This is a genomic window from Lutibacter oceani (assembly GCF_003384935.1).
GTDB lineage: Bacteria > Bacteroidota > Bacteroidia > Flavobacteriales > Flavobacteriaceae > Lutibacter > Lutibacter oceani.
The window spans coordinates 711,211-734,739 of record NZ_QTTQ01000011.1; the positions used below are offsets into that span (position 1 = coordinate 711,211).

The window sequence follows — 23,529 nt, forward strand, 5'->3', positions numbered from 1 at the left end:
TTTGTAAAACTGAAGTTTCTTACAAGATATTCATCATATTAAATTTACAAAATTTTATATTGAAAACCAACTGATTAGCTAACAATTTTTAGTTATTGAACCTTAAAAATAATAGGCATTGAATACTTCACAATTACAGGTTTTCCCTGTTGTTTTCCGGCTTCCATTTTTGGCAAAAGATTAATTACTCTTTCAGCTTCATTTTGTAATTCTTTATAGGGTGACCTAGCCTGAATATCAATAACATTCCCTTCTTTATCAATTTTAAAAAGTGTAAAAATTCTTTGAATTCCTGGTGCTAAACCCATTTTTTCAGCTAATCTAGCGTTAAACTTTTTGTTTATGTACTTACTAATTTGTTTTGAAAAACAAGCTTTACGTTCTTCATTGGTGCCTTTACAACCTGGAAATAAAGGAGCTTCTTCTAAAAAAACATAATCAACCTCATCTTCAGGATTAAAAACCTCAGTTGGTTTTACATCTACCATTTTTGAAATATCAACAGGAGCATCTACATCTACTATGTCAATTGTTGTTTCAATAATATCATCTAGATCATCAATTTGTTCAATAATATCGAAAATTACCTTTTTTTTGGTTTGGGGTTCAATTTTAGGTTGTTCAAGTTTTACCTCAACGTTTTGTTCAGTATCATCAATTAAATGTCTGTCCTGATCTGATAAGATTGCGATTTGATTGTTAAACGTTTTGTTTTGAATAAGTAAATAGGCAATAAAAAGCGACAATACTAAGCCTAACTGTGCAAATAATTTACTGTAATTCTCTAAATTTGCTTTTGGATGTTTTTTTATCATAATATATAAGTTTTGTTTCATCCAATTATTTATTTGAAATTTTCAATTAATCCTATTGAGTGGAATTGAGAAGATTAATTTTAATTAAAATAAATTTTGGACAAATGTTAAAATTATGTTAAAGCAAAAAACATACCAAAAAGAGAAGCCGTTCAATTTGAACGGCTTCTTAATTAGTAACCAACCTTTTTCAAAATATTTTTTATGGTAATGCATTAATTAAACTTTCTAATGCAGTTTGCGAAATTGGACTTAATCCTGAAATTACTTCAATATGATTATCAACTATTGTTGTTCCTTGCATTGCATAATGTAATTGCCCTTCTATTTCTGCAACCATTATAATATGAACTTCTAATCCAACAGGAATTAATCCGTAATGTTCTGCAAACATTTCTTCCGTTTCATTCCAGGTATCCATTCTAGCAATTGCTGTATTTTCATTATCGTAGTATAAAAATACTGCACAATTATCTCCGTTATAACCTTCCGGAACATCAATAAAAAGTTCAGTTTTTGGACCAGTAAAACTATACCACCTATCTAAATTAGACCAACCAAAATCTCCTAAATTAAAGTTATATGTAACTGATACTCCATTTGTACCATCTGCTTCTTTCAATTGTATTTCTTCTTCAACTTCAACCCAATCCTCTGTATCATTTAAATCTTCACCGGCTGTAAAAAGTGCCATTCCAAAATCCGCATCCGCTGGATTTATATTTCTACTTGTAACTATTGCAGGTGCTAATAATTCTAATTCATTTGCTCCTTGTTTTGCATTGATAAAAAATTCTCCAGCAGATTTTAAAGCTTCTTTATCTCCGTTAACTCTTTTACCTAAAGTAGATTTATTATTTAAAAGAATTGAAGCTTTGTCGTAAATTTCAATCAATTGAACGGTAACATTTCCTGTAACAGGACTACCATTTATTCCAAAAGAATTTGGCTGAAAAGTTACTTGCGTACCTTGAGATCCCGTTATCATTCCTCCTGCTACTGCATCTAAAATAAATTCTTCCATTGCATCTTCTCTGTTGTTTTCAAATCTGTTATTCAAAGCAATTCCATCTGGTTGTGCCTCTAAAATTTCCAAATCATTGTCTCCTCCCGGAACGCAACTTGCAAAAAATGCAACAATTGATAATCCTATTACATTTTTAAAAATTCTGTTCACTACTTTACTGTTTTTTAAGTCTGTGAAATTTTGTGTTTGTGTTTGCATAATTATTTAGTTTTATATTGTTTTTAAATTTGTTTTATACTTATAAATAAACTGTGTTACTATTTTGTTACCCCATTTTTTGAAAAAAAATATTTAAATAAAAAAAGACTATCAAAAATGATAGTCTTTCCCAGTTATTAACCTATTTCTAACTGTTCACTAATTGCAATATTTTAAGGTAATCCGTTAATTAAACTTTCTAAAGCAGGTTGAGATATTGGACTTAAACTTGAAATTACTTCTATATGATCTTCAACTATGGTTGTTCCCTGAATTGCATAATGTAATTGTCCTTCAATTTCAGTTACCATTATAATATGAACTTCTAATCCAACAGGAATTAATCCGTAATGCTCCGTGAACATTTCTATTTCTGTATTGTAAACATCCATTCTTGCTAAAGCAGTTGGTTCTCCATCGTATGATAAATACACCGCACAATTATCCTGATTAAATTCAGCTGGAACATCAATAAATATTTCTGTTTTTGCGCCTGCATAATTATACCATCTGTCTAGGTTTGTCCATCCAAACGTTCCAATATTATAATTATAGGTAGCAAACTCACCATCAGCACCTTGAGCATCTCTTATTTGAGCATCATCTTGTTCGCCATTACCATCTTCATCTGCTTCTACCCAATCACAATCATCATCAATACCATCACAATCTTGATCTGGCCCACCTCTAAATATTTTCATTCCACCATCTAAATCTGCAAAATCTACTGGTCTACTATTTACATTTGCTATTGCTAATAAATCAAGTTCATTAGCTCCTTGTTTTGCATTGATAAAAAACTCTCCAGCCGATTTTAACGCTTCTTTATCTCCATTAGCTCTTTTTCCTAAAGTAGATTTGTTATTTAATAACATAGAAGCTTTATCATAAATTTCAATTAATTGCACTGTTACATTTCCTGTTACCGGACTTCCATTTAATCCAAATGAATTTGGCTGAAAAGTTACTTGTGTGCCTTGAGCTCCGGTAATTATTCCTCCAGTTGCAGCATCAATTGTAAATTCTTGCAGTGCATCAATTCTGTTTTCCTGAAATCTGTTGTTTAAAGCAATTCCATCAGGTTGTGGTTCTAAAACCTCCAAATCATTATCCCCTTCCGGAACGCAACTAGCAAAAATTGCTACTATTGATAATCCTACTACATTTTTAAAAATTCTGTTCACTACTTTACTGTTCTTTAAGTTTGTGAAATTTTGTGTTTGTGTTTTCATTTGTTTTTATTTTATTGTTTTTAATTTGTCAAATGGAATTCGCCATTTTTAATTTTAGTCTTTATTAAAATTTGTTTGGCTCATTTCATAATTATTAAATTTTATATTGTTTTTAAATTTGTTTTACACTTACATATCAAACCTCTTTTAAATTTGTTACCCCTTATTCTGAAAAAAATTTTAAATTAGCTACACTTAACAATTATAAATGAATCAGAAACCACACGCAGATCATATATATATTGAGGCTTTGCTAAAAAATGACAGTAGGGTACTTTCTCAACTATATGAGAAGTTTTCACACAAAATAGTTACTTATGTACGTAACAATAATGGAAATGCAGACGATGCCCAGGACATTATTCAAGAAACATTGGTAACAATATATCATCAGGCAAAAGAGAAAAATTTTGTACTTACATGTCCGTTTGATGCTTACTTTTATTTATTGTGTAAAAGAAGGTGGTTAAATGAGCTTAAAAAAAGAGGAACTAATAGGGTAACAATTTTAGAAGATGAAGCATCTATTAAAGACGAGCACGAACAACAAGTTGAAGAAACAGAAATTTTTGAACAACAAAATCAGCTTTTTGAATCAAAGTTTAAAGAATTAGGGGCAAAATGCCAGGAATTATTAAAAGCTACCTTCAAAATAAAGTCGATGGAAGAAGTTGCTGAGTTTTTAGGCGTAACTTATGGTTATGCTCGTAAGAAGAAATCGCAATGTATGGGAAAATTAACCCAGCTTGTGAAGGATTCAAATGAATTTCAACAACTAAAAAGGTACTAAAATGGAAGAATTAAAATATATAGAGTTTGATAAATTTTTAAACAATGAACTCACCGAAACAGAAAAAACAGCTTTTGAAGAAAGGTTGAATTCCGATGCAGATTTAAAACAAGAATTTGAAATTTACAAAGCACTTGAAACTTCCTTAGCATCAAAATTTGAAAATGAAGAAACTGAAAAAGAGCTTAGAAATACATTGACTCATTTAGGTTCTAAATATATTAATGATAAAACGGAGACTGAGACTAAGACTAAAGTAATTTCGCTTTTCAATTATAAAAAATTATTAGTAGCAGCCAGTATTGCTTTGTTAATTGGTTTTTTAATATTTAAAAATGGAAATCCGGTTTATAGTGATTTTTCAAAACATAATAGTTTAGAGTTGGTTGTAAGAGGTGATAATAATGAAGCAATTACCAAAGCTGAAGAGGCTTTTAATACCAAAAATTATAAAACAGCTTTTGTACAATTAACTATTTTAGAAGAACAATTACCTAACGATATTGAAATACAATTATATAAAGGAATTTGTTTAATAGAAATGGATCAATTTAGTCAAGCTGAAACTATTTTTAATTCAATTTCCAAAGGGAACTCTGCTTTTAAATACAAGGCAACTTGGTACAAAGCATTAAACTTATTAAAACAAGAAAATTTTGAAGCTTGTAAAGAAGTATTAAAAACAATTCCAGAAAGTGCTGAGGAATTTGAACAGGCTAAAAAGTTATTGAAGAGGTTGTAAACTTATACTTTTAAAATTAAAGTATCTCACAAACTTTGTATATATGTAAAACAGCTTGGGTCAAATGGCCCAAGCTGTTTTTTTAATTTTATTAAATAAAAGAAGAGTTACTTAGCTTTCAATTAAATACCCATATTTGTTGGGGGTATATAACTTGGAACATCGTTTTTGATTGGCTTTATTGATTTTAAGTATTCAAATATAGCTTTTAAATCATTTTCTTTCATTTCTGTATATGATTGCCAAGGCATAGGAGGCATAATTGGTCTGCTATTTTCTAGCCCCTTATACTTGCCCTCTGTCATTGCTCTTTTAAAATTTTCAAATGTCCAATTACCAATTCCTGTTTCATCTGGAGTTAAATTTGCAGCAAATGATACTCCCCAAGGACCTACACCTGAGGTAAGATCTCCATTAAATAAAAGCCATTTACTTGGTGTTGTTTTCGATTTTTCTATTTCCGGAAGCTCATCTCCATTAGGGTATCCCATCAGCCATCTATCCATATCTGGCACAGGTCCAGTTGGTGTCATTTTCTTAGGTGTATGGCAATGATCACACCCAATAATTGTAACTAAATATTCCCCTCTTTTAATAAGTTCCTCTTTAGAATTACTAGTTTTTAAATCAACTGTTGACTGTTCTGATTTCTTATCAGAGCAGCTAAAAAATATCATTCCAATAAAAATTGATGAAACAATAATTAATTTTGAATTTTTCATTTTTTAAATTTTTTAGTTAGTAAAATTTTCAAGTTGGGATTCAAAAAAATAACATAAGTATAAATTAAAATTGCATAATTAATATCCACTTACAATTTTAAAATGGGTAAGGATAAATATAATTAAATATTACAAAAAACACAAAAACAACACATTAAACATCTAGTTCACTTCAGTTTAATTAAAAATATTTATGATTTTCTAAAAAAAATACTCTTAAATTTCTTTAAAAAAAATCATAAGTTTTTAGTTATTTTTGCCCTATGATAATTACCGATACACACACCCATTTATACAGCGAACAATTTAGCGAGGACAGAGACGAAATGATTCAACGAGCACTAGATGCTGGTGTTTCACGTTTTTTTATTCCTGCAATAGATTCTACTTATTTAAATGCTATGTTAGATTTGGAAAAATCTTTTCCAAAAAACATTTTTTTAATGATGGGTTTGCACCCAACACACGTAAATGAAAACGTTGCAAAAGAATTGGCTTTTGTAAAAGAATGGCTAGATAAACGTAATTTTTATGCCGTTGGTGAAATTGGGATCGATTTGTATTGGGATAAAACTTTTTTAAAGGAACAACAACACGCTTTTAGAACTCAAATACATTGGGCTAAAGAAAAAAAATTGCCAATTATTATTCATTGCAGAGATGCTTTTAATGAAATTTTTGAAATTTTAGAAGAAGAAAAAGACGATAAACTATTTGGGATATTTCATTGTTTTTCAGGAAATTTAGAACAAGCAAAAAAGGCAATTTCTTACAATATGAAACTTGGAATTGGTGGTGTAGTTACTTTTAAAAACGGAAAAATAGATCAGTTTTTAAATGAAATTCCAATTGAACATATTGTATTAGAAACAGATGCTCCTTACTTAGCTCCAACTCCATTTAGAGGAAAAAGAAACGAAAGTAGTTATATTACCAAAGTTTTAGATAAATTAGTGGATATTTATAAGTTAAGTCCGCAAGAAATTGCTGAAATAACCACACAAAACTCGAAAAATGTTTTTGGAATCTAACCCTATTCTATTCTTATAAACGGCAAATCCGAATAATCCTTTAATATAAGTTCTCCTTCTAAATTAAAGGAAAAGGAAGTTGTAATTATTTCATCCAATTCACTAAAGGTTAAAGTACTCCCATCTGTACTCCAATTAAAATGAATAGCAGAAGAAATAATTTCAGTTTCATTAGTGACCGTTTTAAAGGTTCTATACCCAAAATTATCAGCGTTAAAAATTAATTTATATTCTAACTCATTTGTAAAATCAGCTCGCAACCATTCACCAACCAACTTATTTGATAGGTTGATTTCATCATCACTTTTACAAGAAAACATGGTTGCAACAAATAGTATAATGATAAGATATTTCAAGTTTTTCATAGCTAAGTAATTCAAAATCAAAATTTAAATTAACATAACAAAGTTAGTCTAATAATTTTTTATAAATCTTTTTGAATAAAAAAATACATTTTATCTTAACAATTGGTAAGTTGTTTTAATAAATGTATATTTAAGTTTAATAAAAGAAACTTAAGCTAGTTGAATCAAATTCAAATTACATATTACAAAACACCTATTGGAACCGCAAAAATTGTTGGAGATGAAAACGGAATTAGTTCAGTTTCTGTACTAGATGACGCAATTGAAACTTCTAAAAACACCCCTAAATGTTTACAAGATTGCGTTAAACAGTTGGATGAATATTTTAAAGGTGAAAGAACCCTTTTCAGTTTAAAATTAAACCCAAAAGGAACCGAATTTCAAAAAAAGGTTTGGAATGAATTGCTACAAGTTCCTTATGGAAAAACCAGAACTTATTTAGAACAAACCAAAAAATTAGGCGATGTAAAAGCAATTAGAGCAGTTGCCTCCGCCAATGGAAAAAACCCAATTTGGATAATTATTCCTTGTCACAGAATTATTGGAAGCGATGGTTCTTTAACAGGTTATGCTGGTGGAATATGGCGCAAAAAATGGTTATTGGAACACGAAAATCCTTCAACACAACAATCATTATTTTAAACTATTTTTGTACAAATTACGTTAGTTTAAAAAATGAAAAAATGGTTATTCTTATTGTTTCTTTTTATTAGTGTAATTTCCAATGCTCAAATACAATCTAAAAATATTCATAAAAAAATATTTTTAGTTAAAAATGATACTGTAAAAATAGATACAGTAAGTATTACTCCTTTTAATTTTAAGGTTTTTTCAAAAGAAACAACTGAAATTGATTCAACAAAATATAGTATTGACTTCTCAAAATCATTACTTGTTTTCAACCCAACAAATACTGAAACATTTAGTGAAATTATAATTCAATATATGTCTTATCCAAAATTTTTAACCAAAGAATATTTTGTATTCGACCAAAAACTAATTGTTCCAAATTCTTCAAATGAATCTCAACTTTATAGTTTAACAACCAATCAGAAAAAATTACCTTTTAAACCATTTGAAGGTCTAAATACTGCAGGAAGTATAACAAGAGGACTTACTGTTGGAAACAATCAAAATGGAGTAGCTAACTCAACACTAGACTTGCAAATTGCAGGAAAACTGTCTGATAAAGTTACCTTAAAAGCCTCAATTATTGATACTAATTTACCTATTCAAGAAAATGGAAATACTTATAAATTAAATGAATTTGATCGCGTTTTTATTGAACTATTTAGTGATAATTGGAGTATTAATGCCGGTGATATTTATCTAAATAACAGCGAAACTTCATTTTTAAAATTCAATAAAAAAGTATCGGGATTGGCTATAAATGCAAAAATAAACAATGAGAATTCAGAAATTAACCTTCAAACATCAGGTGCAATTGTTGAAGGGAAATATAAAAAAGTACAATTTAAAGGTAGTGAAGGAAATCAAGGTCCTTATAAATTATCAGATTTAAATACCAATACATACATTTTAATTTTATCTGGAACTGACCAAATTTATGTTAACGGACAGTTATTAAAACGTGGTGAAGAAAACGATTATATAATTGATTATAACACCGCAGAATTAACTTTTACAACTACTTTTCCCGTTACAGCTAATATGCGTATTTCTGCAGAATTCCAATATACAGATAACGTTTACACACGATTTATAACCTATAATAATGTAGCTTATAAAAGTGACAAACTTTCACTTAGTGGGTATTTTTATAATGAAAATGATTTGAAAAATCAACCTTTAGAGCAAGATTTATCTAATGAACAAAAGCAGTTATTAGCTGATGCCGGAAACAATCCAAACTTAATGGTTACACCATCTGCTTATTTAGATACTTATTCTGAAGACAAAATATTGTACAAAAAAAACCTTGTTGGAATATCCGAAATTTTTGAATACTCAACTAATGAAAACGACGAATTGTATAATGTTGCCTTTACATATGTTGGTGAAAATTTAGGAAGTTATGTTTTAAAAGAAGTAATTGCACTTGGAAAAATATATGAGTATGTTGGTGAAAATTCAGGAAACTACAATCCCGTAATTCAATTAACTGCTCCAAATAAACTTCAAATTGCAGTTTTTAAAGCATCCTACAATCCAACTTCAAAAACAACTATTAAAGCTGAAACTGCTTTTAGTGAAAATGATGAAAATTTATTTTCAACAATTGATGATTCGGAAAACAACGGATTTGCTACAAAATTTAGTTGGGATCAAATCGTTTTTCAAAAAAAATGGCAACTAAAAAGTAATCTGAAATTCGACTTTATAAACGATAAATTTAAAAGCGTAGAACGCATCCAAAATATTGAATTTAACAGAGATTGGAATATTGAAACTATAGGTGGAAATCAAAAATTATTGAGTACAGTTTTAAACCTTTCTAACCAAAATAATAATTCGGTTAATTATCAATTTGAAAATTTAGAATTTGGCAATTCTTTTAAGGGAAATAAGCATCATTTATTTGGAAAATTAAATCATAAAAATATTTCAATACATTTTAATAGCAGTTTATTAAATAATGAAGCAATTCTTGAAAAAGGAACATTTTCAAGATATTCAATAAATACAAAATATACGCTTTTAAAAAGTTGGTACGGTTTTACAATAAATGCCGAAAACAATAAAAAAACTGAGATTTCAACAAACCTGACATCTAATTTAAGTCATAAATTTAACGAGTACGAAGCCTTTATCGGAATTGGAGATTCTACCAATGTTTACAGTCAATTTGGGGTAAATTTAAGAACAACAGATAGTATTCAAAATAACCAGTTTTCACAAGTTAATAAGTCAAAAACTTATTATTTAAAATCCACTTTATTAAATACAAACACTTCAAATTTAAACGCATATATTAATTATAGAACTGTTGATAATAGAAACTACAAAAACGAAGAATCTTTAAACTCAAAAATAGTTTTTAAGCAACAATTATTTAATCAGTTTTTAAATTTTAGCACTGTTTACCAAACACTTTCAGGAACTTTACCACAACAAGATTACACGTATATTAAAACCGAACCAGGACAAGGTTTTTATACTTGGATTGATTATAATAACAATGAAATAAAAGAATTAAATGAGTTTGAAATTGCTCAATTTCCCGACCAGGCAACCTATTTAAGAGTTATTTTACCAACTGTAAATTATATTGCTACACATCAAAATAAATTTACACAAACGCTCTCAATTAACCCTCAGCAATGGAATTCAAAAACCGGGTTTAAAAAATTATTTTCACATTTTTTCAATCAAACATATATTTTAATAGATAGTAAACAAAAAAAAACAGACAACACATTTAATCTAAATCCTTTTGATGTAAACAATGAAAATTTACTAGGCTTAAATTTTAATATTAACAACAGTTTTTATTTTAATAAAGGTGAAAAAAATTATTCTACTACTTATAATTTTATAAAATCTCAAAATAAAAACACAACTACAATTGATAATTTAGAAAACAAAATTCAAATCCATAAATTACAATTTGAACATAAATTAGGTGCATTTTGGCAATTAAATTTTGATTTAGGTAATTCAAAAAACAATAGTTTATCAGTTAATTATAGCAACAGAAACTACCAATTAAACAACAATTCAATTTTATCAAAATTATCTTATTATTATAACAATAGTTCCTATTTCTCCTTGATTTATGAAATAAAAAATAAAGAAAATAAAATTGGTGATTTTGAAACTTTAAAAACTCAAAAAATAGGTTTTGAAGCAAATTATTCAGCCAACCCAAAAAACCTAATTAAAACTGAAATAAACTTATTTAAAAACGATTTTAATGGTGAAAACAATTCTCCAGTAGCTTATCAAATGCTTGAAGGCCTTCAATCTGGAAAAAACTATACTTGGAGTTTGTTATTCTATCGAAAAATAAATTCTTTTCTAAATTTAAATCTAAATTATTTAGGGAGAAAAAGTGAGACTTCAAAAACAATTCATACTGGTACAATTCAGCTAAAAGCTATTTTTTAACCGCTTTCAAAATTTTGGTTCAGTTTTTGTAATTATCATAATTGTTAAATAATAAATTATGAAAAAAATTACATTTGTTATAGCCTTTCTTTTTAGTTTTACTCTATTTTCTCAAGGATATAAAGGCTCTTATAGAATTAACAAAAACACCACACAAAACTATGGAGGCCCTTCACATTTAAGTGAAATTAAAATTGATGCAGCAAAATTAACTATTGGAGGTATTTTAGAAGCTAGCTATGAATTTATTGGAAATGATGCCTCTGGTTACGGCATATCAGTATTACTAAACCCAAGAGAAAATGATGTTTATTTTGAAAAATTTTCATTAACGCCATTTTACAGAATGTACTTTTTAAACCGACAAGATTATGGTGCAAAGGGAATTTTTGTTGAAGGCTTCTCGAAATTTTCTTTTGGAACAGATGACGTTTATTATGATTCCTATAATAACAATGAATATTTTGACACAGCATTAGGATTGTCCATTGGAAAAAAATGGGTTAATAATAATGGATTTATTTTAGAAATATTTGCTGGTGGGGGAAGAACACTTGGTTTAAGCGAACTATCTCCTGAAGGATTTTTTAGAGGGGGAATATTTATTGGAAAAAGATTCTAAAAAAAAAGCCAAGCAAATAATGCTTGGCTTTTTTAATTATATTTTATTGAAATTAGTCTGCAAGAATAATAACCTTGTTTTCTTTCATTTCAATTGTACCACTTTTAATTGGTAGTGAAAATTCTCCTTTATTTTCGGAAAATTTATCTTCAAAATCTTCTTCTATTTGAATATTGGCACCTTTAAATTTAATTGTTCCTTCTACAAGTAAAGAAACAATTGGCGCGTGATTATTCAACATTTGAAATTCACCATTAATACCCGGTACAGTTATTAACTCAACATCTGTATTTAACAAAGTAGCTTCTGGTGTTACTATTTCTAAAATCATTTTTTTTAGTTTTGAGTTGTTGGTTTTTAGTTGTTAGTTTTGTTGAATTTAACTTAAAATTTAACACTAAAAACTTAAAACTTTTTTATGCTTCTGCTAACATTTTTTCTCCAGCATCAATTGCATCTTGAATTGATCCACGTAAGTTAAATGCAGCTTCAGGATATTTGTCTAATTCACCGTCTAAAATCATATTAAATCCTTTAATAGTATCTTTAATATCAACTAAAACACCTGGAATACCAGTAAATTGTTCAGCTACGTGAAAAGGTTGAGATAAGAAACGTTGCGCTCTACGAGCTCTGTGAACTGCTAATTTATCTTCTTCAGACAATTCTTCCATCCCTAAAATAGCAATAATGTCTTGTAATTCTTTATAACGTTGTAATAATTCTTTTACACGTTGTGCACAATCATAATGTTCTTTTCCTAGAATATCAGCTGTTAAAATTCTTGAAGTAGAATCTAATGGATCTACCGCTGGGTAAATACCTAACTCAGCAATTTTACGAGATAATACTGTTGTAGCATCTAAATGCGCAAATGTTGTTGCTGGCGCTGGATCCGTTAAATCATCCGCAGGTACATATACCGCTTGTACTGATGTAATAGAACCATTTTTTGTTGAAGTAATACGCTCTTGCATTGCTCCCATTTCAGTTGCTAATGTAGGTTGGTAACCTACCGCTGATGGCATACGACCTAAAAGTGCAGATACCTCAGAACCTGCTTGTGTAAAACGGAAAATATTATCTACGAAAAATAATACATCTTTTCCTTGTCCTTCACCAGCACCATCACGGAAATATTCAGCAATAGTTAATCCTGATAAGGCTACACGTGCACGAGCTCCAGGAGGTTCGTTCATTTGTCCGAATACAAAAGTTGCTTTCGATTCTTTCATTCCTGCTTTATCAACTTTTGTTAAATCCCATCCTCCATCTTCCATAGAATGCATAAAATCGTCACCATATTTAATAATACCAGATTCTAACATCTCTCTTAAAAGGTCATTCCCTTCACGAGTTCTTTCTCCTACACCAGCAAATACTGATAAACCACCGTGACCTTTTGCAATATTGTTAATTAATTCTTGAATTAGTACGGTTTTACCTACACCGGCACCACCAAATAAACCAATTTTACCACCTTTTGCATAAGGCTCAATTAAATCAATTACTTTAATTCCTGTAAATAAAACTTCTGTTGAAGTAGACAAATCTTCAAATTTTGGAGCCTGACGGTGAATAGGTAAACCATTTTCACCTGCCTTAGGTAAATTACCTAATCCATCAATTGCATCACCAATCACATTAAATAAACGTCCATAAATATCACTTCCAACAGGCATTTGTATAGCATTACCTGTAGCAAAAACTTCAGTACCTCTACTTAATCCATCTGTAGAATCCATTGAAATAGTTCTAACAGTATCTTCACCAATATGTGATTGTACTTCTAGTACTAAAAGCGAACCATCTTCTCTTTTTATTTCTAATGAATCGTATAATTTTGGAAGTTCTGCTCCAGATTCAAACTCAACGTCTATAACCGGACCAATAATTTGTGCAACTTTACCTGTAACCTTTGTCATTACTTTAACTGTTTATATTTTAGATAATTAATCTTTTTAGTCTAACCTCATTTTTCAGGTTGCAAAGATAGTTTTTTGATTTTATTTTAAAAAAATAATTTAAGTTTTTTTCAAAAAACAAACGCCCTAAAAATTTAGAGCGTTTGATAATTTGTTTTTTTTAAATTTATTATGGATTTATTGTCCAAGAAGCAAAATACTGTGATCCAATTTTTCCATTACCCGGAGCACTAAAATATTCTTTCCCTCCTAGGTTTGCACCACCAATTTTAAAAGTAGATTTCCACTTTGGAACTGTATAGTTAATTTGTGCATCCACTACTGTTCTTGCATCAATCATAGCATCCGCAAAAGAAGATTCCCACATATACTCATCATTCCAACGAAGATTAACTGCAAAACCTAAGTTTTCAATTAATTCCGTATTTCCAAAAGAAACTTTTACTTTATTTTCAGGTGTATTAAATCCTGCTTCATAATCTGGATCAGTATCTTGGTCAAAATCAAATTTTGCATAGGTATAATTTAAACCAAAGTTATAATTTCCAAAAATCTTAGTTGAAATTCCAATGCTACCTCCATAAGAAGCAATATCAGCTGCTGAGTTTGTATATACTTGAAAAGGTTGATAATCTCCATTAGCTACAGCTATTAAAGCTGCAGGTGTTGGACCACCTAATTGTGCAGGTAATGGAATTATGTCAGAAAAATCAACTTGACCATAATGTGGCACTATTACTGTTTTGTTTCCAATAAAGTCTTCATATTTATTATAGTAAGCACTTGCATCTAAAGAAAATTTACCAAAACCAGCTCTATAACCAATTTCATACGCCGTAACTTTTTCTGGCTTAACATAATCAAAATTAGCAACTTTTAGCAATCCTGGATTCACTGTTCCTTGAGCTGCGCTGGCACCAAATGCATATAATGATGCTAATGTGTATGCATTTTCATAAGCTGATCTACCACTTAATTGAACTGTACCTGGAAATCCTAATTGTTGTGCTGTTGCACTGTTTTGTAATGGATTTGAAGTGTACCTATCTAAATTATCAGGAGCAGAACCTACTAAAATTGCTTGCCCGGCATCTAAACCAATATATTGATCTTGTGTTGTTGGATTTCTAAATCCTGTTTGAAAAGAAGCTCTTAAATTTCTAGTTTTTCCTTGTCCTAATGAATAAGATAATGAAATTCTTGGTGAAACATTTCCATCAAAATTTTTAGCTTTATCATAACGAATAGAACCAGTAAACTTTAATCTATCATCTAAATATTTTTTTTGAATCTGCGTATAAGCTCCATATTCATTATAGTCTATTGCTCCATCATAATCTGTAAAAATAGTTCCGCTAGAGTTTAATGAATATTGTCTCCAAGAACCACCTACTTGAATATCAGCAAAGTCAACTAACTTGTGGAAGTTATAATTGGCATCTGCATGATAAATTCTGGTATTATCTTGAAATTTAGCTCCAGTTGCTAAATCTGGATCTGAAGCCACAGCATCTAAAGCTGCTTTAAATTCTGGAGTACCTGGCTGCAAAGTAACTGTTGCATCTGCGTACTGTCTTGCACCGGCATGTAATTGAGATGAAGCTGCTGCAACATCAGCTGGAGAACCACCACCTGCAAGAATTTGACCTGCGCCTGTAGCATAAGCTCCGGCATAAGTTCCAAACCACTGTGAAGCATCTGCCTTATTCATATTAATACCTGCAAAACGCATATCATAAGAATCTCCTGCATCTTCATCAGTCAAATAGGCTCTCACAAAAAAGTCATCATTTCTAACTTCAATTTTGTGTTGTTGCATAAAAAAGTTTTTAATATTATATCTATTTGCTCCTTGGTAAATAGTATTTCCTTGCCCAAATTTTGCATTGTAAATAATTTCTAAATCATCTTCAAAAGGCTTATAATGCAAAGCAACATCTACTTTAGCACTTTCAGCTACATAATCCGTCAAATCCCTTTCTTTATAACCTGTTCTAGACACATTGTCTTCTGGTAATAATGCACTTGTTCCTGGAGGAAGCTGCCCTATAGCCTCTAAATATTGCCCAACACCTTTAAGGTTGCCAAATGGTGTAGCGGCTAAAGTAACCTCATCTCCGTAAACATTTAATTGATCAAATGCTGTTTGTCCTGCTGCAACTGGTACAACAGTATCTGCATTTCCAGCGCCATTATCTAAATATTGATTATAGTCGGTTGCATACCATTCTGTTCCTTTTAAGAAAGAAAAAGAAGCTTTTGCTGCAAACTTTTCACTAAATTTATGAGCCATTCTAATTCCTGCATCAACAAAATTATTATCTCCAGCATCTTTAGATGAGGTAATTCCTGTTTTACCATAAACACTTACACCACCAGAATTAAATGGATTTTTACTTGTCATAAATAAAATACCATTAAAAGCATTTGCACCATATAATGCAGAAGATGCTCCTGGTAATAATTCAACCGTATTTACATCTAATTCAGACATCCCTAAGAGGTTTCCTAAATTAAAGTTTAATGCAGGTGAAGAATTATCCATTCCATCAACTAATTGCATAAAACGTGTGTTTGCAAATGTTGCAAAACCTCTAGTATTAATAGATTTAAATGTTAAACTGTTAGTATTAACATCAACACCTTTTAAATTTTCCAGTCCATCATAAAAAGTTGGAGATGAAGTATTCTTAATTTCTCTAACATCCATTCTTTCAATGGTTACTGGAGATTCTAAAATACGTTCAGGTGTTCTTGAAGCTGATACTACAACCTCATCTAAGGCAGTAGCTGATTCATCTAAGGAAATTGACAATTCTTGACTATTTTGGGTTATCTCAATTTCAGTTGAAGAGTATCCAATTAAAGAAACCTCAATTGAAAAAGGTGGGTCTTGGGCAACTTTTAATGAAAAATTCCCATCAAAATCAGTTGTAGTACCTATGGATTTATCAACAACTTTAATATTTGCACCTGGTATAGGTTGACCAGTTTTTGCTTCTATTACGGATCCTGAAATTGATGTTTGAGCAACCATCACAGAGCCTACAAATAGTGCAAAAAATACACTTAATAATTTTTTCATAATATCTTATATAGTATTGATTAACATGGTCGCAAAATACAATTTTTTTCTAATTAACTTTAAAACAAGCAATAAAAAAAAGAATTATGTGGAATTTTTGCCGTAAATAATTGTGAATATGATATTTATCATATAAATAAATTAAACTAAAATCAATTAATTTTAAAAATAATTTCACATAATTAATATCTTTCAACCCTTCTAATTAACCTTTAAAAAAAATATCTTTGAGAATATTAAATCTTATTTAAATTATATTTAACTATTTTTGCCTTAACTAAAAAAACAAACTATTATGATTAAAATGATTCACTCTTATTGGGCTTATATAGTATTAATTGTACTAATTTTAGCTGTTTTTAATGCAATAAAAGGATTTACCTCTAAAAAAGAATTTGGAACAAATGACTTACGAATATCGTTATTTGCCTTGATAGCTTCTCACATTCAACTAATTTTAGGATTTATCGCATATTATATGTCATCCTTTTATGAAACTATGAGAGGTGTTGGAATGGGAGATGTTATGAAAAACAGTGAACTTAGAAAATTGTTGGTGGAGCATCCAGTAATGATGATTATTGCGATTATTTTAATTACTGTTGGTTTTTCAAAACATAAAAAGAAAGCAACAGCTATTGCAAAATTTAAAACTATTTCAATTTTTTACACCATAGCATTGTTAATTGTTTTAGCCATGATTCCTTGGAATTTATGGTTTACAAACTAAACTAATACTATCCTAAGCTTTTTTAGCTTAGGATTTTTTTATGAAAAAAGTACTATCCTATATATTATCTTCGGTATTCTATCTGTTTTATGGAAGTTTCCTAATTATTTTTCATGGGTTACAATGGCTTGGTTTTAATATTGGAAAATATAAAGGCCATAAAATAATGGTTGATTTAATGAATTGCACGTTAACCTATGTGCTTTATATTTTAGGCACTCGAATTAAATTTATAAACAATCATTCCATTCCAAAAAATGTACCTTTAATAATTGTTTCAAACCATCAAAGTATGCATGATATTTGTCCAATATCGTGTTATTTAAAAGGTTATCATCCTAAATTTATTTCAAAAAAAGAATTAGGAAAAGGCATACCAAGTGTCTCTTACAATTTAACACACGGCGGCTCTGTTTTAATTGACAGAAAAGACGCAAGACAGTCATTAGCTGCAATTAGAGATTTTGGAAAATATATTGAAGAAAACAACTATGCTGCTGTAATTTTTCCTGAAGGAACAAGAAGTAAAGATGGAGTTCCAAAACGTTTTTCTGAAAACGGCTTAAAAATGCTTACCAAATTTGCACCTTCAGCCTATGTAATTCCTGTAACAATAAACAACTGCTGGAAACTAAATAAATTTGGAATGTTTCCGCTAGAAATAGGAGTAAATGTTACTTTTGAATTTCATAAACCTATAGAAGCGAGCTCTATGCAATTTGAAGACTTATTTCAAAAAGTTGAAAAAACTATTAAAAATGCCGTAGTTTAGCAACCTACTAAACTAAAATTAAAATCATGTCATTACATAACATAAGGTTAGAAGTTATGCTAACCCTTGAAAAGAATATTGATACTTTTGTAGAAAAATTCTTAATTAAACCTGAAAAAATTTGGCAACCTACCGATTTTCTGCCAAATTCTCAAAGTGAAAAATTTATTGAAGAAATAAACGAAATTAGAGAATTATCTAAAGAAATGGACGATGATTTTTGGGTAGTTTTAGTGGGTGACACTATTACTGAAGAAGCCTTACCAACTTACGAATCTTGGTTGTTAGATGTTGAAGGTGTTTCTCAACACAGCACTAATGGCGGAGATAATGGTTGGGCAAAATGGATTAGAGCCTGGACTGGTGAAGAAAACAGACACGGCGATGTATTAAACAAATATTTATACTTATCTGGAAGAGTAAATATGCGTGAAGTTGAAATTACAACCCAACATTTAATAAGTGATGGTTTTGATATTGGTACAGCTCGTGATCCCTATAAAAATTTTGTTTATACCAGTTTTCAAGAATTAGCTACTTATGTTTCACATAATAATGTTGCAAAAATTGCACGTAAAAACGGACATAAATTATTGGCTAAAATGTCCAAGATTATTGCTGGTGACGAAATGCGCCACCATTTAGCTTATACAGAGTTTGTAAAACAAATTTTTCAGCACGATCCAAGTGAAATGATGTTAGCTTTTCAATATATGATGAAACATAAAATTGTAATGCCAGCAATGCATTTAAGACATTCTTTTGAAGAAAAAGGCAGTTTATTTGATCAGTTTTCTGTGGTAGCACAACGCGCCGGTGTTTATACGGGCTTTGATTATGTTGATATTATTAAAAAATTAAATGCTACTTGGGAAATTGATAAAATTACCGGGTTAACTGCTGAAGCTGAAAAAGCAAGAGATTATTTAATGAAATTACCAGACAGAATGTATCGAATTACTGAAAGAATTGTTGTACCAAATACAAAATATGATTTTAAATGGATGATTCCGTTGACTTAATGTAGAATTAATAAACCTAACAAGTCTCGAAGACCTGTTAGGTTTGTTTTTTAAAGTTTGATAACATGCTGAATCAAGTTCAGACTGACGTACTCTAAATTCTATTATGTTATTTCAAAAGTATCTTTATCACTAAGAAAATTTAATTTGGTTCTAATTTCAGAAATATGATTTTTTTCTAAAGTTACAATTACAATATCTTCTGTATTTTCCTGAGTTTTCGCAACTTGCTCACCCAAACAATTATATGCCACCGAATGTCCACTGTATTCCAAATTATTAGCATCAACACCAATTCTATTTACACCAATTGTATAACACAAATTTTCTATTGCACGTGCTTTTAATAAAATATCCCAGGCAGAAATTCTTGGCTTAGGCCAATTAGCAACATATAAAAGTAAATCATACATTTCAACATTTCTGGCAAATACAGGAAAACGCAGATCGTAACAAATTTGAGGGCAAATTTTCCACCCCTTATAATCAACCATTATTTTCTCTTCCCCAGAAGTATAAACTGTGTGTTCTCCTGCCAAAGAAAATAAATGCCGCTTATTATAAAACTCAATTTTACCAGAAGGATGCACAAATATAAAACGATTGTAAAATTTATTATTTTCTGAAATAATTAAACTACCTGAAATAGCAGTAAGTTTTTCTGAAGCTATTTTTTGCATCCATTTTACTGTATCTCCGTACATATACTCAGCTATTTTTTGCGGCTGCATACTAAACCCTGTAGTAAACATTTCAGGCAAAACAATTAAATCAACTTGTTCTGTAATCTGATTAATTTTTTCTGAAAAAAGCGCTCTATTTTGTTCAACATGATGCCAAACAATAGCTGTTTGAATTAAGGCTATTTTTAAATGTTGCATAATATTTCGGCTGCTTTTTTTAAGGTTTCGTCTTTTTTTGCAAAACAAAAACGCAATACTTTTGTATCTAAATTATTTTCGTTAAAAACTGAAATTGGTATTGAAGCAATTTTTTGCTCTTTTGTTAATCTAATCGCAAAATCATAATCGCTTTCAATAGTTATATTTCTAAAATTCAACAATTGAAAATAGGTGCCTTTTGAAGGAATAAATTCAAATCTAGAATCCTTAATCAAATTCAAAAATAAATCTCTTTTTTGCTGATAAAAATTCCCCAACTCCAAATAATTACTAGGTGTTTTTAAATATTCTGCCAATGCTACTTGTGTTGGATGATTTACACTAAACACATTAAATTGGTGTACTTTTCTAAACTCAACCATTAACTCTTTAGGAGCTAAACAATACCCTACTTTCCATCCTGTATTATGAAAAGTTTTGCCAAAAGAAGCAGTAATAAAAGTTCTTTCCTTTAGCCCTGGAAAAAGTAATGCAGATTGATGCTCCTCACCATCAAAAATAATATGCTCATACACTTCATCACTTAATAATAAAATATTAGTATCTTTTAAAATTGCTTCTAACTGAAGCATATCTTCTTTTGTTAAAATTCTACCTGAAGGATTGTGAGGAGTATTTATTATTAGCATTTTTGTTTTTTCAGTAATCAAACTTTTTACCAATTGCCAATCAATTTTAAAATCCTCAGGATTTAATTGTACTGCTATTGTTTTTCCTCCAAAGAGTTCAATTGTAGGCTCATAACTATCATACGCAGGTTTAAAAATTAGTACCTCATCATCTTTTTTAATAGTTGCTGCAATTATAGTAAAAATAGCCTGTGTTGCTCCTGCTGTTATGGTAATTTCAGTTTCTGGGCTGTATGAAACACTATATAAATTCTCCATTTTTTCAGCAATTGATCTTCGTAAACTAAATATACCAGGCATAGGCGCATACTGGTTTTTACCAGTTAACATTGCATTGTTTACCAAGTCAATTAAGTTTTTATCACTTTCAAAATCAGGGAAACCTTGTGATAAATTAATAGCATTTTCCTGGTACGCCAAACCGCTCATTACAGAAAATATTGAAGTTGCTACAGTTGGTAATTTGGATTGAAAAAATTGATTTTTTAATGTCATACAAACTTTTTATTGAAAACTAAATTACAAAAATTAAAAGCATCTATACTTTTAAAACTTTATTTATACGAACAAAAAATAATATTTTTTTTAGAAAGAGTGCAACTTATTTTGTGGCTTCATAATATTCTCTTTCCATACTTTCCCTAAAATCTGGATGTGCAATTTTTATCAATTCCGCAACTCGCTGATCAATTGTTTTTCCATATAAATTTGCCACACCATACTCAGTAACTATATATTCAACGTGCGCTCTTGTTGTTACAACACCAGCTCCTTTGTTTAAGAAAGGAACAATTCTACTAATTCCTTTATTGGTAACTGAAGGTAATGCAATTATGGCTTTTCCACCTTCACTTAAAGACGCTCCTCTAATAAAATCCATTTGACCACCAACACCTGAAAACATATTAGCTCCAATAGAATCTGCGCAAACTTGCCCCGTTAAATCTACCTGAATTGCAGAATTTATAGCAACCATTTTTGGGTTTTGCCTTATATTAACCACATTATTTGTGTAGTCACAAGAACGCATTTCAATAAAAGGGTTATCATCTACATAATCGTATAAACGTTTAGAACCTCCCAAAAATGTGGTTAAGGCTCTACCTGCATTAATTCCTTTGTAATTTCCATTTATTACATCCTTTAAAATTAAATCAATCACACCATCTGAAAACATTTCAGTATGCAAACCTAAATCTTTATGATTTCCTAACCGTGACAATACTGCGTTTGGAATAGAACCAATTCCCATTTGAAGCGTACTTCTATCTTCAATTAATTCAGCAATATAATCTCCAATTTTACTTTCTATTTTGCTTGGTTCAGGCATATGAAACTCGTGAATTGGAGCACTTACTTCAACAAATGTATCTAGTTCTGAAATATGAATTAATCCTTCTCCGTGAACACGAGGCATTTTATCATTTATATGCGCAATTACATGTTTTGCATTTGTAATTACCGATAAAATTGCTTCAACAGAGACACCTAATGAACAATACCCATGTTTATCAGGAGTTGAAACCTGAATTAATGCAACATCAACTGGCAACACATTTCTTCTAAATAAATTTGGGACTTCACTTAAAAAAACTGGCGTATAAGATCCATTACCTGCTTTTAAAGTATGACGCACATTTTTTCCAATAAAAAGTGAGTTTACATGAAAACTATCTTTATATATAGGATTGGCATAAGGTGTTTTTCCTTCAATATGTAGGTGACATACTTCAACATTTCTAAGTTCTTCATGTCTTGCAGACATGGCATCTATTAAAACTTGGGATGCCGCTGCAGCTGCCTGAATATAAACCCTGTCATTTGACTTTATAACTTTTACTGCCTCTTCTGCTGATACTGACTTATACATAGTAAATTATTAAAAATTATTATTCAAATTTAATAAGAATACAATAAAAAAAAGCTGTTAAAAGTCACATTTTTTGCATTTTATTCAAAATCCATATATTTTAAAGGGTATCCGTATGTTTTCTTTTTTTGAATTATCTTTGCACAAATAATAAATAATTGAATGATACTAATTAAAACACCCGAAGAAATTGAATTAATGCGTGAAAGCGCCTTAATAGTTTCCAAAACTTTAGGTTTATTGGCAAAAGAAGTTAAACCAGGTGTTACCACCTTATTTTTAGACAAATTGGCTGAAGAATTTATTAGAGATCAAGGCGCAATTCCGGGTTTTTTGGGTTTATACGATTTTCCAAACACACTTTGCATGAGTCCTAATGCACAAGTTGTTCATGGAATTCCAAATGACAAACCATTACAAGATGGAGATATTATTTCTATTGATTGCGGTGCACTAAAAAATGGTTTTTATGGTGACCATGCATATACTTTTGAAGTTGGAGAGGTTGCTGCTGAAACTAAAAAGTTATTGCAAATAACAAAAGAAAGTTTATACGAAGGAATAAGCGCATTTAAAGCTGGAAATAGAGTTGGCGATGTAGGTTTTGCAATTCAGAACTATTGTGAAAAACATGGATATGGAATTGTACGTGAATTAGTTGGACACGGGCTAGGAAGAAAAATGCACGAAGATCCAGAAATGCCAAATTATGGCAAAAGAGGAAGAGGTAAAAAATTTGTAGAAGGAATGGTTGTAGCTATTGAGCCAATGGTTAATTTAGGAACACACAGAATAAATCAACTTAATGATGGCTGGACAATTTTAACAAAAGATAATAAACCCAGTGCACATTTTGAACATGATGTGGCTATTGTAAATGGCAAACCCGAATTACTTTCAACCTTTAAATACATATACAATGCTTTAGGTATTGAAAGTGATGAAGAAGAAAAATTTAGACAAAAACCTTTAGTTTTATAAA

Annotated in this window: 21 protein-coding genes; 10 read left to right on the forward strand and 11 right to left on the reverse strand. The window is 29.9% G+C overall.

Features of this window, described 5'->3' with window-relative positions; all coding sequences use genetic code 11:
* Positions 1-92 precede the first annotated feature (92 nt).
* The 3 genes from BX611_RS12385 to BX611_RS12395 all read right to left on the reverse strand — a co-directional run bounded on the left by BX611_RS12385 (position 93) and on the right by BX611_RS12395 (position 3,272).
* Positions 93-815: an energy transducer TonB gene (locus tag BX611_RS12385; protein WP_162880053.1), complete on the reverse strand. Its 723-nt coding sequence runs from the start codon at positions 813-815 to the stop codon at positions 93-95.
* Positions 816-1,017: 202 nt separating this feature from the next.
* The gene (locus BX611_RS12390; protein ID WP_115881716.1) at positions 1,018-2,040 is read right to left on the reverse strand and encodes a hypothetical protein; all 1,023 of its coding nucleotides are present in this window, start codon (positions 2,038-2,040) and stop codon (positions 1,018-1,020) included.
* 173 nt (positions 2,041-2,213) lie between these two features.
* Positions 2,214-3,272, reverse strand: coding sequence for a hypothetical protein (locus tag BX611_RS12395; RefSeq protein WP_115881718.1), 1,059 nt, complete (start codon positions 3,270-3,272; stop codon positions 2,214-2,216).
* Between the two features lie 208 nt (positions 3,273-3,480).
* Here BX611_RS12395 and BX611_RS12400 point away from each other — a divergent pair, with 208 nt between their 5' ends.
* Both BX611_RS12400 and BX611_RS12405 read left to right on the forward strand, forming a co-directional pair.
* Complete coding sequence (locus BX611_RS12400; RefSeq protein WP_115881720.1) at positions 3,481-4,062, forward strand: RNA polymerase sigma factor; 582 nt, start codon at positions 3,481-3,483, stop codon at positions 4,060-4,062.
* A 1-nt stretch (position 4,063) separates the two neighbouring features.
* Entirely contained in the window at positions 4,064-4,804 is a 741-nt protein-coding gene (locus BX611_RS12405) for a tetratricopeptide repeat protein (RefSeq protein WP_115881722.1), read from the forward strand.
* A gap of 122 nt (positions 4,805-4,926) precedes the next feature.
* Here the strand turns inward: BX611_RS12405 and BX611_RS12410 are convergent, their stop codons facing one another.
* Positions 4,927-5,526 (reverse strand): diheme cytochrome c-553, encoded by a 600-nt coding sequence (locus BX611_RS12410; protein WP_115881724.1) that lies wholly within the window; start codon positions 5,524-5,526, stop codon positions 4,927-4,929.
* Positions 5,527-5,789: 263 nt separating this feature from the next.
* On the opposite strand from BX611_RS12410, the gene BX611_RS12415 reads away from it, so the two are divergent.
* Positions 5,790-6,557 (forward strand): TatD family hydrolase, encoded by a 768-nt coding sequence (locus BX611_RS12415; RefSeq protein ID WP_115881726.1) that lies wholly within the window; start codon positions 5,790-5,792, stop codon positions 6,555-6,557.
* A 2-nt stretch (positions 6,558-6,559) separates the two neighbouring features.
* Here the strand turns inward: BX611_RS12415 and BX611_RS12420 are convergent, their stop codons facing one another.
* Positions 6,560-6,922 carry a hypothetical protein gene (locus BX611_RS12420; protein WP_147296423.1) on the reverse strand — a complete coding sequence of 121 codons (363 nt, stop codon included), beginning with the start codon at positions 6,920-6,922 and terminating at the stop codon, positions 6,560-6,562.
* 168 nt (positions 6,923-7,090) lie between these two features.
* Between BX611_RS12420 and BX611_RS12425 the strand changes: the two genes are divergently transcribed.
* The 3 genes from BX611_RS12425 to BX611_RS12435 are packed head-to-tail and all read left to right on the forward strand — an operon-like array spanning position 7,091 to position 11,612.
* Positions 7,091-7,564: a methylated-DNA--[protein]-cysteine S-methyltransferase gene (locus BX611_RS12425; RefSeq protein ID WP_115881969.1), complete on the forward strand. Its 474-nt coding sequence runs from the start codon at positions 7,091-7,093 to the stop codon at positions 7,562-7,564.
* A gap of 33 nt (positions 7,565-7,597) precedes the next feature.
* A complete protein-coding gene (locus BX611_RS12430; protein WP_115881730.1) occupies positions 7,598-10,990 on the forward strand; it encodes a hypothetical protein in 3,393 nt (1,130 codons plus the stop codon).
* 58 nt (positions 10,991-11,048) lie between these two features.
* The gene (locus tag BX611_RS12435; RefSeq protein ID WP_115881732.1) at positions 11,049-11,612 is read left to right on the forward strand and encodes a hypothetical protein; all 564 of its coding nucleotides are present in this window, start codon (positions 11,049-11,051) and stop codon (positions 11,610-11,612) included.
* Positions 11,613-11,664: 52 nt separating this feature from the next.
* Here BX611_RS12435 and BX611_RS12440 read toward each other — a convergent pair whose 3' ends face one another.
* The 3 genes from BX611_RS12440 to BX611_RS12450 all read right to left on the reverse strand — a co-directional run bounded on the left by BX611_RS12440 (position 11,665) and on the right by BX611_RS12450 (position 16,622).
* Positions 11,665-11,943 carry a F0F1 ATP synthase subunit epsilon gene (locus tag BX611_RS12440; protein WP_115881734.1) on the reverse strand — a complete coding sequence of 93 codons (279 nt, stop codon included), beginning with the start codon at positions 11,941-11,943 and terminating at the stop codon, positions 11,665-11,667.
* Positions 11,944-12,028: 85 nt separating this feature from the next.
* Entirely contained in the window at positions 12,029-13,537 is a 1,509-nt protein-coding gene (gene atpD / locus BX611_RS12445) for a F0F1 ATP synthase subunit beta (RefSeq protein ID WP_115881736.1), read from the reverse strand.
* A 169-nt stretch (positions 13,538-13,706) separates the two neighbouring features.
* On the reverse strand, positions 13,707-16,622 hold the full coding sequence (locus BX611_RS12450; RefSeq protein ID WP_181897248.1) for a TonB-dependent receptor: 2,916 nt from the start codon (positions 16,620-16,622) through the stop codon (positions 13,707-13,709).
* 295 nt (positions 16,623-16,917) lie between these two features.
* Here BX611_RS12450 and BX611_RS12455 point away from each other — a divergent pair, with 295 nt between their 5' ends.
* The 3 genes from BX611_RS12455 to BX611_RS12465 are packed head-to-tail and all read left to right on the forward strand — an operon-like array spanning position 16,918 to position 19,146.
* Entirely contained in the window at positions 16,918-17,352 is a 435-nt protein-coding gene (locus tag BX611_RS12455; RefSeq protein WP_115881741.1) for a hypothetical protein, read from the forward strand.
* A 40-nt stretch (positions 17,353-17,392) separates the two neighbouring features.
* Complete coding sequence (locus BX611_RS12460) at positions 17,393-18,124, forward strand: lysophospholipid acyltransferase family protein (RefSeq protein ID WP_115881743.1); 732 nt, start codon at positions 17,393-17,395, stop codon at positions 18,122-18,124.
* A gap of 26 nt (positions 18,125-18,150) precedes the next feature.
* Positions 18,151-19,146, forward strand: a complete 996-nt coding sequence (locus BX611_RS12465) for an acyl-ACP desaturase (RefSeq protein ID WP_115881745.1) — start codon at positions 18,151-18,153, stop codon at positions 19,144-19,146.
* A gap of 104 nt (positions 19,147-19,250) precedes the next feature.
* Here BX611_RS12465 and BX611_RS12470 read toward each other — a convergent pair whose 3' ends face one another.
* The 3 genes from BX611_RS12470 to BX611_RS12480 form a co-directional block, all read right to left on the reverse strand.
* The gene (locus BX611_RS12470; RefSeq protein ID WP_115881747.1) at positions 19,251-20,027 is read right to left on the reverse strand and encodes an amidohydrolase; all 777 of its coding nucleotides are present in this window, start codon (positions 20,025-20,027) and stop codon (positions 19,251-19,253) included.
* The gene (locus tag BX611_RS12475) at positions 20,015-21,172 is read right to left on the reverse strand and encodes a methionine aminotransferase (protein ID WP_115881749.1); all 1,158 of its coding nucleotides are present in this window, start codon (positions 21,170-21,172) and stop codon (positions 20,015-20,017) included. Before BX611_RS12475 ends, BX611_RS12470 begins: the two co-directional genes overlap by 13 nt.
* 106 nt (positions 21,173-21,278) lie before the next feature.
* Complete coding sequence (locus BX611_RS12480) at positions 21,279-22,547, reverse strand: acetyl-CoA hydrolase/transferase family protein (RefSeq protein ID WP_115881751.1); 1,269 nt, start codon at positions 22,545-22,547, stop codon at positions 21,279-21,281.
* A 162-nt stretch (positions 22,548-22,709) separates the two neighbouring features.
* On the opposite strand from BX611_RS12480, the gene map reads away from it, so the two are divergent.
* Positions 22,710-23,528, forward strand: coding sequence for a type I methionyl aminopeptidase (map, locus tag BX611_RS12485; RefSeq protein ID WP_115881753.1), 819 nt, complete (start codon positions 22,710-22,712; stop codon positions 23,526-23,528).
* The last annotated feature ends 1 nt before the right edge of the window (position 23,529 follow it).

Excerpts from the sequence above, each read along its gene's own strand:
- BX611_RS12440 (WP_115881734.1), bottom strand. The coding sequence starts at position 11,943 with ATGATTTTAGAAATAGTAACACCAGAAGCTACTTTGTTAAATACAGAT.
- BX611_RS12475 (WP_115881749.1), bottom strand. The coding sequence starts at position 21,172 with ATGACATTAAAAAATCAATTTTTTCAATCCAAATTACCAACTGTAGCA.
- BX611_RS12480 (WP_115881751.1), bottom strand. The coding sequence starts at position 22,547 with ATGTATAAGTCAGTATCAGCAGAAGAGGCAGTAAAAGTTATAAAGTCA.
- BX611_RS12455 (WP_115881741.1), top strand. The coding sequence starts at position 16,918 with ATGATTAAAATGATTCACTCTTATTGGGCTTATATAGTATTAATTGTA.
- BX611_RS12430 (WP_115881730.1), top strand. The coding sequence starts at position 7,598 with ATGAAAAAATGGTTATTCTTATTGTTTCTTTTTATTAGTGTAATTTCC.
- BX611_RS12395 (WP_115881718.1), bottom strand. The coding sequence starts at position 3,272 with ATGAAAACACAAACACAAAATTTCACAAACTTAAAGAACAGTAAAGTA.
- BX611_RS12420 (WP_147296423.1), bottom strand. The coding sequence starts at position 6,922 with ATGAAAAACTTGAAATATCTTATCATTATACTATTTGTTGCAACCATG.
- BX611_RS12465 (WP_115881745.1), top strand. The coding sequence starts at position 18,151 with ATGTCATTACATAACATAAGGTTAGAAGTTATGCTAACCCTTGAAAAG.
- BX611_RS12410 (WP_115881724.1), bottom strand. The coding sequence starts at position 5,526 with ATGAAAAATTCAAAATTAATTATTGTTTCATCAATTTTTATTGGAATG.
- BX611_RS12405 (WP_115881722.1), top strand. The coding sequence starts at position 4,064 with ATGGAAGAATTAAAATATATAGAGTTTGATAAATTTTTAAACAATGAA.
- BX611_RS12460 (WP_115881743.1), top strand. The coding sequence starts at position 17,393 with ATGAAAAAAGTACTATCCTATATATTATCTTCGGTATTCTATCTGTTT.
- BX611_RS12415 (WP_115881726.1), top strand. The coding sequence starts at position 5,790 with ATGATAATTACCGATACACACACCCATTTATACAGCGAACAATTTAGC.
- BX611_RS12385 (WP_162880053.1), bottom strand. The coding sequence starts at position 815 with ATGATAAAAAAACATCCAAAAGCAAATTTAGAGAATTACAGTAAATTA.
- BX611_RS12450 (WP_181897248.1), bottom strand. The coding sequence starts at position 16,622 with ATGAAAAAATTATTAAGTGTATTTTTTGCACTATTTGTAGGCTCTGTG.
- BX611_RS12390 (WP_115881716.1), bottom strand. The coding sequence starts at position 2,040 with ATGCAAACACAAACACAAAATTTCACAGACTTAAAAAACAGTAAAGTA.
- atpD (WP_115881736.1), bottom strand. The coding sequence starts at position 13,537 with ATGACAAAGGTTACAGGTAAAGTTGCACAAATTATTGGTCCGGTTATA.
- map (WP_115881753.1), top strand. The coding sequence starts at position 22,710 with ATGATACTAATTAAAACACCCGAAGAAATTGAATTAATGCGTGAAAGC.
- BX611_RS12435 (WP_115881732.1), top strand. The coding sequence starts at position 11,049 with ATGAAAAAAATTACATTTGTTATAGCCTTTCTTTTTAGTTTTACTCTA.
- BX611_RS12470 (WP_115881747.1), bottom strand. The coding sequence starts at position 20,027 with ATGCAACATTTAAAAATAGCCTTAATTCAAACAGCTATTGTTTGGCAT.
- BX611_RS12400 (WP_115881720.1), top strand. The coding sequence starts at position 3,481 with ATGAATCAGAAACCACACGCAGATCATATATATATTGAGGCTTTGCTA.